The organism is Candidatus Enterococcus leclercqii (genome assembly GCF_009933135.1).
Classification (GTDB): Bacteria; Bacillota; Bacilli; order Lactobacillales; family Enterococcaceae; genus Enterococcus_C; species Enterococcus_C leclercqii.
This window is the reverse complement of the sequence record NZ_MAEH01000009.1, coordinates 302,322-316,066: the sequence shown is the minus strand read 5'-3', so window position 1 is coordinate 316,066 and position 13,745 is coordinate 302,322. Positions and strand designations below refer to the sequence as shown.

The window sequence follows — 13,745 nt, the reverse complement described above, 5'->3', positions numbered from 1 at the left end:
ACCCCCCAAAGTTAGACTTTTGGAGAGCGGTACCTGGCAGCTAAGAGTTTTTTTATGATTATCACGCGAAGACAGGAAAATATGTAAGCACTTTGTTGATACCAAAAGCCTGCAGCTGTCTCAAAAATGGCGGTTGAAATATCCCTTAAAAACAGGACGTTTCATCATCCAAGCAACCAACAAGCAGGACAGTGTTTTATCTACAATACTATCTGTCACTGCGCCCCAATAAGCTGCTGTAATCATCTTTAGTCAAGAGGCTTTCAAACTGAGAATCAGAAAATCCGTAATTGAATTGGAGAATCCACCAAACATAATTAAGCGAATCGGGGCGCTGACCAGTGAACCAAGTAACGCCAGCAATAGGCCAGTGAGAAAAGCACGCTTGTAGCCAAAGCCTTTTTGTGCCATAAGATTTGTGATGATTGCAATCGTGATGCTAACAAAGATAAATGGCAAAAATAACGGCCCGCTCACGACACTGATCACCAGGCTCGTGACAATAGCGGTCAGAACACCATAATACATTTTGAAATTCGCTGCTATAAAAATCGTGCCCACAACATCCAAGAATAAAAAAGGAATTCGCACGTAAGCAATAAACGTCCCAAAAACAATATTAAAACAAACCGCTAATGCACAAATAGCAAAAGTTTTCGTTGCTGAAAGTTCCTTCATAAGCAGCCTCCTATAGAATAGTTAAAAAGTCAGTCGAATAGACGGCTGACTCAGCGGGTATAAAATGGAAAAATTGGTGGTGCGCTTGCCGGCTATGTTTTGTAGCTGAGAGAAATCTCGCAATACTACATATTGTAGCATCTTTATTCTATCTATGCTTCTTAGTCGACGCGCCATATCTCATTTTGTTCAAAGTCAGCAAATGTTTTATCAGGTGCGCCAAATTCACCATCAACTATCACTATATTTTTCAAGCTATTTAGCTCAGCATCACTATGTTCCGAAAGGTCAATTTCCACCTTTTCTGCATGTGATTTATTAGTTGTTTCAAAATTAGCTAGTAATGAAATATATAAAACACTATTCTCAATGAACTCTGTATATCCATGATACTTGAGACCTTGAGGGACATCGAAGGATAAGTCAATGTGCTCGGCATTGGTCAATTTTTCTGGAATACTCGTCGCGGTTACAATCGTCGGGGACAGATACGTGATCCTTTGATTCTTATACTTTTGACCTGCCCAAAAGGAAATGGGGAGACAGATAATCAATACTAGTGCGACAATCCACTTTAGCTTTCTACCCTTCTTGATATTTTTACTCAAATCTTTTGTCATGGTATGGTCCTCCCTTAATAAAGTATCAAGAGAAATTTCAAAAAGATCACTTAGCCGAACAAGGGATTCTAAGTCAGGATATGTACGACCCACCTCCCAACTTGAAATCGTCGAGCGAGACACTTGTAGTTGAGAAGCCACATAATCCTGTGTCCATTTTCTTTGTACCCTTGCCTCTTTCAGCTTAATTCCGATCTTCATGAAAATCCCTCCTGCACTTTATTATCACTAGACACGCATTAAAATCCTAGAGCTGAAATTAAGAATCCCCCATATACCGCGCGACAAATCTACACAAATGCTTTTTTCTTTCGTTTATTACCATGTCTGTTCATTTATACTGGAATCATTCAAATAGGTGGTGCCTCACTTTCTAATCTATCGTATCTGACTTGAATTGAACAGAATAATTCTGAATTCGTCATAAGCTCAGCAGTCCGTCTTCCTAAACTTATGATGAATTCATATGCTAAAAATCCCGTCAGATTTCACTGGCGGGATTTTGGCGGGAAAGCTAGATTAGTTTTACTTTTCAATCGATTCTAGGCAGCTTGCCCCGGTTTTGATGACTAGGTGAGCTGTCTTTATTTTGAGTAATTAGTCAGTAGACATTATATGTTTAAAAATTGGAAACTTATGATAAAAGGTAGAATTTGTGCAACCATTCCCAGCGTGAGATAAATTTGATAGTAAAATGTCAATTCATTTTTCTTCTTAATTTCAAGCATCACTTTAAAAAGTTTATTTCTTCTTGGTACGATAAGATAATGATCCATTTTTATTTTTTTTAAAATATACATGACTCTGGGAAATTGTAGATATATGCTGCAAAGCATTCCTAAGAGTATAGGAAATGCGTTTTTTAAATCCTCAAGATACAAAAAATAGTATGCAGTACCTGCTAAAAGAAAAGTGCTGACAATTCCCAGCACAGACAAAATAGAATATTTACTATATTTTAGTATATCCTCTTGTGACGCTACCAGTAACTCGTGAAATTGCTTTTTGCGGTAGCGTCGGTATACTTCTTTTTTAAAGGGACGCTCTAGAAACTCTATTCTTAACCGAAGAAATAGGATAACAATAACGCTACATATGTAGAAAAAACCCAACGGATATTGACGTAATAACGCTTCAATAATTTGCATTTTCTTTCCTCCAACTTAATAAATATAATGTTAAACTGCCCAAAATAGCCTTTGTAACTATCCTCAGCTTTATGTCATTACTTATATCTTACAATCGTGCCATTTCGTTATAGATATGTAAAAGAAATAATGACTCGCTATCATTTGAAGATTCATTGGATATTTATAATTCAATCTTCAAGGTACTGGAGAATTAAGATGATTATTTACACGAATTGTGGGAAGAAGTAGTAAATTCAGCTTTAGCCTATTCTAAAATGAGAACCGAATGGAATTATTTTTCAAGGGAAGAAAAACAGGAGAAGGATAAATTAAGAACCAGTCTTCATAATACATTTATTATCAATTTAAAGGCATTTCATAAGTTGGTAGAACAAATGGAACTAAACGGTGACTGGATGGAAAAGCTTAAGTTACCGGAAGAAAGAAAACGATGGGGAGATTTTGCGGGGTATGTTGTGTGCTTTGAAAATATTAGGGCTAGGTAATAAAGGAGTGCAAATCGGATAATTTTTAGTGAAATTTAGATAAGGAACGTACGTTCTAAATAGAGGGACGTCTCTCTTTTTTTATGCTATAATTATTTCTGCAGTAAAAAAGAGAGAGGTATATTTTTTATGGAAAAGAATTTAAAACCCATCTTAAAATGGGCGGGTGGTAAAACTCAAATGTTACAGGTATTGCATGAAAATATGCCTAGAAATTATAATAAATATATTGAGCCATTTATCGGTGGAGGTGCACTTTATTTTTCTGAACAGGCAGAGAAAGCAATTATTTCAGATTCCAATGAAGAACTTATTAATCTATATGAAGTAGTAGCTAATGATGTCGAAAAGCTTATATCAGAGCTTGGAAAATACTATTATGATAAAGATTTCTATTATGAAGTTCGATCATTGAATACAAATGGATTGAGCAATATTGAACGTGCAGCAAGAACAGTATTTTTGAATAGAACAGGGTTTAATGGTTTATACAGAGTTAACAAAAAGGGAGAATTTAATGTTCCTTTTGGAAAGTATAAAAATCCTAAGATATTAGACGCGGTTGCTTTAAGAGCTGCAAGTCAACAGTTGCAAAGAACAAATATTTATAATTCTGACTACAAAGAAGTTTTAAGAGAATATGCTGAGCCTGGGGATTTCATCTTTTTGGATCCACCCTACATGCCTATTTCTGAGTATTCTGATTTCAAAAGGTATACTAAAGAACAGTTTGGCTTAAATGACCAACGAGAATTGGCCATTGAGGTGAAAAGATTAACGGAACTTGGATGCTATGTAATGCTTACCAATTCCGCTCATCCATTGATTTTAGATTTGTATAAAGATTTTGATATACAGGTATTTGAAACGAAAAGAATGATTAATAGTAATGCAGCTAAACGAACTGGGCAAGATATTATCGTAAAAAACTATTCTGGGACTCGTAAATTTGCGTCTTCACCAGTTACGATTCCTGAACAAAATAATAAGTTTCCTTCAACTCGATATATGGGCAGCAAAGAAAAATTACTAAGCTCAATTAATGGAGTTGTGTCCAATTTTGATTATGATTCAGTTCTGGATTTGTTTAGTGGAAGTGGTTCTGTGAGTTATTTATTTAAGACTTTGGGAAAACAAGTTTTTTCTAATGACTATATGACATTTTCTTCTAATATGTCTAAAGCTACTGTTGAGAATAATAATGTTACTGTTACAGGTGATGATATTGATAAAATGATCAATACGCTACCTGAAAAATTGGATACATTTGTTTCGGAAACATTTAAAGGGTTATATTTTTCTGATGAGGATAATAATTTTATTGACCTTATCAGAACTAATATGCATCTTGAAGAAAATGAATACAAACGTTCAATAATTCTTGCTGCATTAACGCGAGCTTGCTTGAAAAAGAGACCAAGAGGGATTTTTACTTATACAGGTAACAGATATAATGATGGAAGAAGAGATTTGAAACTAACTCTACAAGACCAATTTTTGGAAGCTGTATATCAAATCAATGAAAGCATATTTGATAACGGGAAAGAGAATAGAATATTCAACGAAGATGCATTGACTTTAGAATGCGATGCGGATTTAGTGTATATTGATCCACCGTATTTTAGTCCTTTGAGTGATAACGAATACGTTAGGAGATATCACTTTGTTGAGGGGTTGGCAAAGAATTGGAAAAACGTTGAAATGCAATGGGATACCAAGACAAAAAAGTTTAAAAATTATCCAACCGCTTTTAGTACTAAAAAGGGAACTTATGAAGCGTTTGACCAATTATTTAAGAAGTACAGCAATAAAATTGTCGTTGTGTCATATTCATCAAATTCTCTTCCTAATAAGCAAGAAATGATGGAAATAATGTCTCGCTATTTCTCCAATTTGAAAATTATTGAAGTGGATTACAAGTATTCTTTTGGAAATCATAAACATAAAGTTGGTAACAATAAAAATGATGTTTTGGAATATTTATTTGTAGGTTATTAAGGGGTGATTAAATGGCTAAAGTAATGTGGGGGTTTGGCAATACTACAGTTAGAAATCCAAATAGAATTTCCAGTGGTTTGAATACGTTACTAAACTCTCAATATAATGGAAACATTATTGGCGTTGAAAACGAAGCTGGATTTGCCAAAGTATTAGGTGATGGTGGAGTTATTGCCTTAAGTGAAAAAAGCGATATTGATTCTTCAGGCAGAAAATGGAGATCTTGTTTTTCTCAATTAGGTTTTATAACACACAAGTTCTCTCGGAAAGTTACAGAGGATAAAAAAGATGGCGTTATTTTAAAGGTTGTCGATCAGCATCCTGAACTTAATTTAAGTGGAAACCCCTATCAAATCACGCCTCAAGGCTATCGTCTTGCTACAATAGAACATGTATCTGAAGCGCAAGATGTTATGCTTAGAGCTTTGCTTTGCTATGAACTGCCCTCTGCAGTCCAATCCCTAAAGGATGTTAAAGGGAAGTTTAAACCATTTGTGTTTGTCTTACAGGTTTTAAAAAGACTAATGGAAACTGATAATGAAACGAGAGGACTTTCCACATCTGAAATGGTTGCTCTACAGGCAGTATATTCTCATGATGAAATAGATAATGTTATAGAAAAAATTATTGAACATCGAAAAAAACGTGATAAAGTTGAAGGAAAAGTAAAAAAAAGTAGGGTGGATAGAGAGTTCAGAGAAAATATACTAAAGACTTACGGCTTAAAGGTAAAAGAAGATAGTGCTAATACTTATGCTGAACGAAATTTTAGATACCTTCGAGCAACAGGGCTCTTTTCCAGAAAAGGAAGAGGTATCACTTTAAATCTTGATAAGAAGTTAATTATTGATTCGATACTGGCTACTGAACCGACATTTGCTGTTAATGAAGAAATGTACTTATACCACTTATGGAACGGATACCCAATTCCTACAGACGATAAAAAAGTTTTGATTGAAGAAATAATTCGTTTAAGTAAGTATTTTGATGAGTCAATAAATAGAAAACAACTTTTAACTGAAGAAGTTCCTCTGCTTCAGCAGAAAAAAATCAGAATGGAATCTCAAAAAGCTGCAATTGATGAAGAAGATTATGCAGTTAGTCAAAAAACCGATGAAAACATAAAAGAAATTATTGACTATCTTGACGTCATTAACGGAAAAAGGAATGAAGATATTCTTGTAGATGATAAACCAGCTTACTTGGAATGGGCAGTTTGGCGCGCTTTTCTTTCCATAAATAATTTACGAAATAAACCTTATCATGCTAGAAGATTCAAAATTGATCAAGATTTTTACCCTGTCGGAACTGCACCAGGAAATGGTCCAGACATAATTTTTGAGTTTGAAGACTATGTATTAGTAGTTGAGGTTACACTGACCTCCTCATCTAGACAGGAAGCAGCAGAAGGAGAACCTGTCAGAAGGCATATAGCTGTAGAAAAAGACAATTATGATAAACCTGTCTATGGTCTTTTTATTGCAGGTTCTATTGATAATAATACAGCAGAAACATTTAGAATCGGAGTTTGGTATCATGGCGATGTTCCTGATTTTATTAACATCGTACCTATGACGCTAGAACAATTTATTGGGATAATGACTAAATTTCAAAGTAATCAATTTTCGAATGAAGAGTTCAGGTTACTCCTTGATCGGTGCTTACTACCTAGGAATGCACACGCCCCTTTATGGAAAAAAGAAATAAACAAAGAAATTTCAAGTTTTGTTGAATTTGTTTAATTAGTGCATTGAGCACTTGAATATGCTTTACAACAAATTGAAAATACCATCTTGATTATGGTAAATAAAAAAATCCCTGCTACGATGATCCTTAGCAGGGATTTTTTTGGTAGGGAAAATGGTAGGGAACCATTTAATTTTTTATGGAAATCAAGCGTTATAGAAGTTGAAAAACGTTGATTTATCGGCATTCCCCATCCATATTCTGTTGGCTCTTTATTCCCACTCGACCGTAGCAGGTGGCTTGCTCGTAATGTCATACACGATGCGGTTGACGTGGGCCACTTCGTTGACGATGCGGACGCTGATCTTTTGCAGCACATCCCAAGGAATGCGAGCGAAATCAGCGGTCATGCCATCGATGGAAGTGACTGCGCGAATACCGACTGTGTAGTCGTACGTGCGGCCGTCGCCCATAACACCAACCGAGCGAATGCCTGGTAGGACGGTGAAGTATTGCCAGATATCGCGGTCGAGGCCGGCTGCAGCGATTTCTTCCCGCAGGATGGCGTCGGATTCCCGAACGACTTCTAGTTTTTCTTCAGTGATTTCCCCTAATACGCGAATACCAAGACCTGGCCCTGGGAAGGGTTGGCGCCAAACGATATCATCTGGCATGCCCAACTGAGTGCCTAATGCGCGAACTTCGTCTTTAAAGAGGGTGTTCAGTGGTTCAATCAGCTTAAACTGCATGTCTTCTGGCAATCCGCCAACATTGTGATGGCTCTTGATGGTTTGGGCGGTTTCTGTTCCGGATTCGATGACGTCGGTATAGAGTGTGCCTTGAGCCAAGAAGGAAATGCCTTCTTTTCCGGCTAATTTTGTAGCTTCGTCATCAAAGAGATACACAAATTCATTACCGATGATTTTACGTTTTTGTTCCGGATCAGAAACACCGGCCAATTTGCCTAAGAAGCGTTCTTTGGCATCTACCCGGATGATGTTCAAGCCGAATTTGCCGCCTAGTGTTTCCATGACTTGGTCGCCTTCGCCTTTGCGCAAGAGACCGTGGTCGACAAAAATCGAAGTCAGTTGATCCCCGATAGCTCTTTGCAGCAAGACGCCGACAACAGAAGAATCGACACCACCGGAAAGGCCTAATAGGACTTTTTTATCGCCGACTTGTTCGCGGATTTTAGCGATTTGCATGTCGATGAAGTTGTCCATGCTCCAGTCGCCTTTGCATTGGCAAACGTCCAGAGCGAAGTGTTTCAAGAGTTCGTTGCCGTATTCCGAGTTGCGGACTTCGGCGTGGAATTGAATCCCAAATTGTTTTTTATCCAGATTTTGGATGGCTGCAATCGGACAGTCAGCGCTTGTGCCGACCACTTCGAAACCAGCAGGTGCTTGTGTTACCAAGTCACCATGGCTCATCCAGACGATTTGTTTTCTTGGTGTGCCTTCAAACAATACTGCGTCATCCGTCAACACTTCCAATTCGGCTTTTCCGTATTCGCGGTTCTTGGCTGGTTCGACTTTCCCACCAGAGCGGTCGGTCATCAGCTGCATCCCGTAACAGATTCCTAAGACTGGGATGCCCAACTCAAAGATTGCTTCATCAATTCCGAATGCACCTTCGTCATATACACTGTTGGGGCCGCCTGACAAGATGATCCCTTTGGGTGCCATGGCTTTCACTTCGTCGGCGGTGATGCGGTGACTCAATAATTCTGAGAAGACACCGAATTCACGGATGCGGCGGGTGATCAGCTGGTTGTACTGGCTGCCGTAGTCTAGTACGATGATTTTTTCAACGTCCGGCATGTTGTCAACGTTTGTCACAGATTATCCCTCTATTCGTTAGATTTTTTATAGTAAAGAGCTGCCGACAACGAAAGTCTTTCAGCCGTCGGTCCTCTCGATACAGCGCGGTTGGTGGAGCAGTTTGCGGAAAAATTGAAGAGCGACTAAGCTTCTCAATACTTTCGCAGGTAAATCTCGTCAATCAGATGGTGCTTTGTTTTATGGAGAATTATATCTGCTCGACCTCGTGTAGGCAAGATATACTCTTTAAGATTCTTTAAATTTACGTTTTCCCATACGCCGCGAGCCATGTCCAGTGCTTCCTGACGGTCCCCAATTGCAAACTTGTAATAGTAATTGGTGGGGTCCAAAAAGGCCGTTCCTAAAAGTGACTCGAAACGTTCCAAGTACCACTGCTCAATTAATTCAGGTTCAGCATCGACGAAGATTGAAAAATCGAAGAAGTCGCTGACGTAAATCTGCTCGTTTTGGGGGAGCTGCAAGGTGTTGATACCTTCTACGATTAGAATATCCGGGCAGTCGATATATTCATATTCGTCTTCAATCACGTCGTATACGGTGTGAGAGTACCGCGGCACTGGGATGTTGGGTCGGCCAGATTTTACTTCATTGAGAAATTGGATCAAATGCTCCATGTCATAGCTTTCTGGGAAGCCTTTGCGATTCATGATGCCCCGTTCTTTTAAGACGTGATTGGGGTACAAGAAACCATCTGTCGTAATCAATTGAACTTTGCGTCTGGGAAACAGGCGGGACAAAAGGGTTTGGACTAGTCGTGCAGTTGTAGATTTTCCTACGGCTACCGAGCCTGCGATTCCAATAACAAAGGGCGGTGTCTTCAAGTAGCGGTGTAAAAAGAGCCCTTTACTCAAAGTCAGTGATTCCGCTTCTTTCATATATAAATGAACCAAATGACACAAGGGAATATAGACATCTTCCACGTCTTGCATCGAAATTCGGTCGTTCAAACTTTTGATACTATCCAGTTCCGTCTGCGTCAATGGATTGCTGCCGCTGGTGTAAAAGCCCTGCCACTCTTTTCTGGGGATCTGATAGTAGTTCATATTTTCAGCCATCTGTTGCTCCTTGGATGAGTGATCTGCAGAAAAAAGCAGTCCGCAGTAGGTGAAATCAATGAATTTCACACGACAACAGTTTAACACAAAACCTGTGGAAATAGTCGCCGAAGGGTAAATAAATGCGTGGAACCGGCGTCTCGTGCTAAGATGAAAACGACGGGGCACAACATCTGTGTCCCAACTGAAAAAAGTAGAAAGCAGGCTGCCAGTGGTCCATAAAAAAGACGGCAGCCATCAGAGAAAGGGGTAGCAACAATGAAAAAAATCGTGATTATCGGTGATTCTATCGCTGCCGGCTTGTATGAAGGGCAACCCAGTAATGTCTTGGATACCTTCATCATCGACGAATTGGCAGGGATGGGTTTTCCCGGCTATGAAATGGTAAATCTGGGGCAACGAGCAGAAGGAACTACTGAGGTTTTAGCGCGAATTGCGGATGCGGTCAAAGAAGAACCGGACTTTGTCGTGATCAATGCGGGAATCAATGATGCGCTGAATCAAAAGGGGATTGAAGCTTTTGCTGCTAATCTCAGTGAGATGATTGAAAAATTTGCACCTGAAAAGGTCATTTTGATAGGACTAGGAATCGTGGATCGGCAAAAACGGCCGGAAGCAGATCCTGTGATTATTCAAGAGTACAATGATCGTGGGAAAAAAGTTGCCCTTCAAGCGGGTGTCAATTTTATTGATATGTATCACCATGAGATGGTTTATCCTGAGCCTTTGGAATTTATTTCTGAGGACGGTTTACATCCTTCGAAATTCGGGTATCATTTGTATGGCGGGTTAATCGCTCGCGACATTAAAAATAAATTGATTGGATGATCTGTATGACCAACCATTATTATTCCGAAAATCCTGATCTGCCTCATGATTATGAAGAATGGGATTTTCAATTGCGGGACCGCCGTTTTCATTTTGTGACTGACAGTGGTGTGTTTTCACGAGATACTGTCGATTATGGTTCCCGGGTATTGATTGATGCCTTTGATTTTGATGAATTGCCGCAAGCAGGGGGCATTTTGGATGTCGGCTGCGGCTATGGGCCCATTGGTCTAGCGCTAGCGGCAGTGGGCGAGCGTTCGGTAGAAATGATCGACGTCAACCAGCGGGCGGTAGATTTGGCTCAGCGAAATGCGCAGCGCAATCAAATCGAAAATGTCACGATTCACGTTTCCAACATCTACGAAGCGCTGACGCAGGCACCTTATGCAGCCATCGTCTCAAATCCGCCAATCCGGGCTGGAAAAGAGGTCGTGCATGAGATTCTTACTGGCGCCTATGAACACCTGCTTGTGGGGGGCACGCTGACTATCGTGATTCAGAAAAAACAAGGGGCGCCCAGTGCCAAAAAGAAGATGCTGGATGTTTTTGGCAATTGCGAGACGGTCATCAAAGACAAAGGCTATTACATTTTGCGTAGTACCAAAGAATAAGCCATTTGAGGCAGCTTTCTCATCTTTGCGGAGAAAGCTGTTTTTTCATTGGGAAATTTGATACACTGGGGCTGAATTACCGGCGAGAGCGAGCAACCAGATGAAGTTGCGTGAGAAAACCTGTTATAAGCAGAAAGGAAGCAGCCCGTCGGTGTGAAGGAGATGTGTCGAAATGAAATTGACGATCAAACAGATTGCTGAAATGGCCGGGGTTTCCGTTACGACGGTTTCCCAAATTTTGAATAACAAAGGAACCCGCTTCAGCCAAGAGACTCGCCAGCGCGTGTGGGAAATCGTCAATAAATACAATTACAAGCCGGATTTTTTTGCTTCCAATTTGATTAATCGACGCTCCAAGACGATTGGTATGATTATTCCAGATATTACCGATTATTTTTTCTCTAAGATTGTGGAAGGTGCCGAGCAGTATGTTAATGCTTTAGGCTACATGGTCGTGATGTGCAACTCGCAACAAAGCCAAGAAAAAGAGCTGGGCTACTTAGAAGAGCTGCGGCACCGTTCTGTGGACGGGGTTTTATTTGCGACGCCTCACCAACTGCCGGAAGCTTATGCATTGGGCAGCGATTTTTATCGGGGCATGCCGATTATTCTTATCGACCGGGGGATCAACCAGCGGGAAAATGGTCGCTTGATTGTAAAAGAATACGAGGGTGCGTATCAGGCAGTCACTTATTTGCTGAGGGAAGGGCATCGAGAGATTGGGATGCTGAAAGAGAGCACGGGATACTATCAGCTAGAAGAGCGTTTCAACGGCTATCGAAATGCTTTGAAAGATGGCGGCATCCCTTTTAAAGGTCGCTATGTTGCTACTGGAGAGTTGACGGTGGAAGGTGGTTACTTGGCTGCGAGAGAGCTGTTGCAGCAAAAGGAACTGACAGCGATTTTTTGTAGCAATGATGCGATGGCAATCGGTTGCTACCAGGCCATTTATGAGCTAGGCAAAAAAGTGCCGGAAGATATCTCGGTTATCGGTTTTGACAATTTGAACCTGGCACAATACATCACGCCACCTTTGACTACTGTAGAACAGCCTAGCTTTGAAATTGGTTTTCACGCGGCAAAATTTTTGATTGATGCCATTGAGTTTCCGGAACGGCGGATTGCCAATAAAGTATTTGATACTAAATTAATTCTTCGTGAGAGTGTGAAGAGGTTGACAAACTAATCATAACGCTGTATATTGCTTTTGTAAGCGCTTAAAGATTAAAGGAGTGCGAGGTAAACTGTTTTACTAAAGTGGTTTACTCAGCGATATTTTCATGTATAATAGCACCGAATCGACTGTGGCTTTGTAATTTAATCAAGTGACGGCTGATATTCGGTCAGCAGAGATTTCGCTTTTGACAAGTTCTGAACTTTGGCAAAAGCATCGTTCAAAACGCTGTAGTTTCAGGTAGCTTTCTCTTTTAGAAGGAAAGGATGAAGCAAGGCGAATGACTGACTAGGAGGAATAGCCATGCGAATGGTGGATTTGATTGAAAAAAAACGTGATGGTCAGGTGTTATCAAAAGAAGAGATACGATTTATCATCGACAAGTATACCGATGGCACGATTCCAGATTACCAGATGAGTGCACTCTTGATGGCTATCTATTTTGAGGATATGACGGATGAAGAAATTACGGAATTGACGTTGGCGATGGCCCATTCTGGAGAGGTCATTGATCTGTCCTCTATCGAAGGAATCAAAGTCGACAAGCATTCAACCGGTGGTGTCGGTGATACGACAACTTTGGTCTTAGCTCCCTTGGTGGCGGCAATCGGTGTACCGGTAGCCAAAATGTCAGGTCGGGGTTTGGGCTTCACCGGAGGCACCTTGGATAAGCTGGAAGCCATTCCGGGTTTCCAGATTGAGATTGCAGATGAGGATTTCATTCGCATCGTTAATGAAAGCAAAGTTGCTGTCATCGGTCAGTCGGGAGATTTAGCACCGGCGGATAAAAAACTGTATGCATTACGAGATGTGACTGCCACTGTCAGCTCGATTCCGCTGATTGCAAGCTCGATCATGAGTAAAAAAATCGCAGCTGGCGCCGATGCAATCGTGCTGGATGTGACTACCGGCGATGGGGCCTTCATGAAAAATATCGAAGACGCCAAACGTCTGGCTCACACCATGGTGCGTATCGGCAAATTAGCAGATCGCCAAGTGATGGCGGTGGTTTCTGATATGTCTCAGCCATTGGGTGAAGCCATCGGAAACAGCCTGGAAGTCGTAGAAGCTATCGAAACACTGCAAGGAAACGGCCCGGCTGACTTGTTGGAAATGTGCTATGCGCTGGGTTCGCAGATGGTTGTCCTAGCCAAAGCAGCTGAGACCTTAGCAGAGGCGCGGCAAATGCTGCAAGAGGCGCTAGAATCCGGTGCTGCCTTAGAAAAATTCAAAGAAATGATCCGCAATCAAGGCGGGGATGACACCGTGGTGGACCAACCGGAGCGACTGCTCACAGCCAATTATGAGATCGAATTGCCGGCCCAAACTGCTGGTGTAGTCACCAAATTGGTAGCCAACGAAATCGGTGTGGCAGCCATGCTTTTGGGTGCCGGCCGCAAAACGAAAGAAGACAGTATCGACTATGCTGTGGGTCTGAAACTTCATAAAAAAGTTGGTGATCCGGTGGCAGCAGGGGAATCACTGTTGACGATTTATGCCAACTCAGAAGACGTGACCGAGGTGAAAGAACTGCTCTATGCCAATATCGAGATTGGGGCTTCTGGTGAGGAGCCTGAGCTGATCCATGATATCATTACAGAGTAGCAGGCAGTGGGAA

12 protein-coding genes are annotated in these 13,745 nt (G+C 40.8%); 7 read left to right on the top strand and 5 right to left on the bottom strand.

All coding sequences use genetic code 11. The annotated features are described in order from the left end of the window. Positions 1-252: 252 nt before the first annotated feature. The 3 genes from BAU14_RS03745 to BAU14_RS03735 all read right to left on the bottom strand — a co-directional run bounded on the left by BAU14_RS03745 (position 253) and on the right by BAU14_RS03735 (position 2,446). Positions 253-678 carry an ECF transporter S component gene (locus BAU14_RS03745; RefSeq protein WP_237580399.1) on the bottom strand — a complete coding sequence of 142 codons (426 nt, stop codon included), beginning with the start codon at positions 676-678 and terminating at the stop codon, positions 253-255. 161 nt (positions 679-839) lie between these two features. Then, positions 840-1,499 (bottom strand): helix-turn-helix domain-containing protein, encoded by a 660-nt coding sequence (locus BAU14_RS03740; RefSeq protein WP_161898731.1) that lies wholly within the window; start codon positions 1,497-1,499, stop codon positions 840-842. Positions 1,500-1,909: 410 nt separating this feature from the next. Beyond that, positions 1,910-2,446, bottom strand: coding sequence for a hypothetical protein (locus BAU14_RS03735; protein WP_161898730.1), 537 nt, complete (start codon positions 2,444-2,446; stop codon positions 1,910-1,912). A gap of 215 nt (positions 2,447-2,661) precedes the next feature. Between BAU14_RS03735 and BAU14_RS14200 the strand changes: the two genes are divergently transcribed. From BAU14_RS14200 to BAU14_RS03720, 3 genes are all read left to right on the top strand, one after another. Beyond that, on the top strand, positions 2,662-2,934 hold the full coding sequence (locus BAU14_RS14200) for a hypothetical protein (protein ID WP_237580398.1): 273 nt from the start codon (positions 2,662-2,664) through the stop codon (positions 2,932-2,934). A gap of 129 nt (positions 2,935-3,063) precedes the next feature. Then, complete coding sequence (locus BAU14_RS03725; RefSeq protein ID WP_161898729.1) at positions 3,064-4,932, top strand: Dam family site-specific DNA-(adenine-N6)-methyltransferase; 1,869 nt, start codon at positions 3,064-3,066, stop codon at positions 4,930-4,932. An 11-nt stretch (positions 4,933-4,943) separates the two neighbouring features. Next, the gene (locus BAU14_RS03720) at positions 4,944-6,674 is read left to right on the top strand and encodes an AlwI family type II restriction endonuclease (protein ID WP_161898728.1); all 1,731 of its coding nucleotides are present in this window, start codon (positions 4,944-4,946) and stop codon (positions 6,672-6,674) included. A 216-nt stretch (positions 6,675-6,890) separates the two neighbouring features. On the opposite strand, the gene guaA is transcribed toward BAU14_RS03720, so the two are convergent. Further along, positions 6,891-8,456: a glutamine-hydrolyzing GMP synthase gene (gene guaA / locus BAU14_RS03715; RefSeq protein ID WP_161898727.1), complete on the bottom strand. Its 1,566-nt coding sequence runs from the start codon at positions 8,454-8,456 to the stop codon at positions 6,891-6,893. 134 nt (positions 8,457-8,590) lie between these two features. Continuing rightward, positions 8,591-9,514 (bottom strand): type I pantothenate kinase, encoded by a 924-nt coding sequence (gene coaA, locus BAU14_RS03710; RefSeq protein WP_161898726.1) that lies wholly within the window; start codon positions 9,512-9,514, stop codon positions 8,591-8,593. Positions 9,515-9,772: 258 nt separating this feature from the next. Here coaA and BAU14_RS03705 point away from each other — a divergent pair, with 258 nt between their 5' ends. The 4 genes from BAU14_RS03705 (at position 9,773) to BAU14_RS03690 (ending at position 13,732) form a co-directional block, all read left to right on the top strand. Then, positions 9,773-10,342, top strand: a complete 570-nt coding sequence (locus tag BAU14_RS03705) for an SGNH/GDSL hydrolase family protein (RefSeq protein WP_161898725.1) — start codon at positions 9,773-9,775, stop codon at positions 10,340-10,342. A 5-nt stretch (positions 10,343-10,347) separates the two neighbouring features. Further along, positions 10,348-10,953, top strand: coding sequence for a class I SAM-dependent methyltransferase (locus tag BAU14_RS03700; RefSeq protein ID WP_161898724.1), 606 nt, complete (start codon positions 10,348-10,350; stop codon positions 10,951-10,953). Positions 10,954-11,125: 172 nt separating this feature from the next. Further along, a complete protein-coding gene (locus BAU14_RS03695) occupies positions 11,126-12,139 on the top strand; it encodes a LacI family DNA-binding transcriptional regulator (RefSeq protein ID WP_161898723.1) in 1,014 nt (337 codons plus the stop codon). 291 nt (positions 12,140-12,430) lie between these two features. After that, positions 12,431-13,732 (top strand): pyrimidine-nucleoside phosphorylase, encoded by a 1,302-nt coding sequence (locus BAU14_RS03690; protein WP_161898722.1) that lies wholly within the window; start codon positions 12,431-12,433, stop codon positions 13,730-13,732. Positions 13,733-13,745 lie beyond the last annotated feature (13 nt).